The organism is Anaerotignum faecicola (assembly GCA_024460105.1).
GTDB lineage: Bacteria > Bacillota > Clostridia > Lachnospirales > Anaerotignaceae > JANFXS01.
Window position 1 is genome coordinate 1 of record JANFXS010000064.1, and the last position, 595, is coordinate 595.

A 595-nucleotide genomic window follows, 5' to 3' on the forward strand; every position below is an offset into this window, starting at 1 on the left:
CGCAAATATTCGCGAAGGTATAAACATAGGCGGATTAACGGGTACATTAAAAGATATGTCGGTGAACCATGTCCCTTTTGATGGTGCGTCCTTTTCCGGAGTCCTGGCGAAGGGCGCTGAAATATGTAATTGGTATAACAATAACGTGCTTAGAAATCCTGTAGAAATAACCGGTGACGGATTAAGAATGGCATACTCTACGGCGAATTTACAGTTTAACAAATTTTGTCCGAAAGAGTCGATAACGTTTTCTCCGTTCAAGACCGTAAGAGTATCTATCAAATTTAATGGATCGTCAAGAGGCAAGGGGCATGCCGCTTTGATGGTATATCGTTCAGACACATCACGGCATAACGTTCTGGTTAATCAGAGAGGCGGATTGTTAAAAAGCACAACCATAGGCATGACCAACTCAGGGACGATATATACAGGGGACCTTGACGTATCCGCAGTGAATGATGAAGGATTTTTAGCAATCCATTTCACGAATGCCGAAGATGTCAACTACACATCATATTTCATTACACGTATAGAATTTCTGATATAGCAACCTGCCGCATAACAGCGGCTTATTTTATTTCTACAAGAAAGAGAG

General features: G+C 41.5%; 1 protein-coding gene. It reads left to right on the top strand.

Translation table 11 applies throughout. From position 1 onward, the window contains the following. A partial coding sequence (locus NE664_12750) for a hypothetical protein (GenBank protein ID MCQ4727505.1) occupies nucleotides 1-547 on the top strand: 547 nt, incomplete at its 5' end. Nucleotides 548-595 lie beyond the last annotated feature (48 nt).